General features: G+C 64.3%; 1 protein-coding gene. It reads right to left on the reverse strand.

The window, feature by feature from the left end:
- Nucleotides 1-370: nicotinamide riboside transporter PnuC (pnuC, locus tag V3391_RS17585; protein WP_332079750.1), on the reverse strand; the 370-nt coding region annotated here is incomplete at both ends.

The raw sequence follows: 370 nt of genomic DNA on the forward strand, positions 1-370 counted from the left end.
GATACAGGCCGCGACTGGCGTACAGCGGCACCGACACGGTATTCACCAGCAGCCAGAACGGCCAAGTCTGGACCCGCCGCCCCATCAGCAGCAACTGCGCCACCACGCTGAACATCAGCACGGCCGAATCGATGAAGGGCGCGTAGGCGTTGGTCCAGGCCTGCAACATCAGGCCGTAGCCGGCAGTGGCTAGCAGGCCAGTCGCCACCATCCAGCCCAGCGCCCGCAACTGCGCGTTGCTGATCGGCAGCGGCGCACCGCCGGCGCCGCGCAGCCATTGCAGCCAGCCAATCAGGCAAGTGACGATGAAGAATAGTTGCAGCACCACGTCGGCATACAGGTTGACGCTGTAGAACAGCGCGGCAAACAT

The organism is Luteimonas flava (genome assembly GCF_036584485.1).
In the GTDB taxonomy this organism is placed as follows: Bacteria; Pseudomonadota; Gammaproteobacteria; order Xanthomonadales; family Xanthomonadaceae; genus Luteimonas; species Luteimonas flava.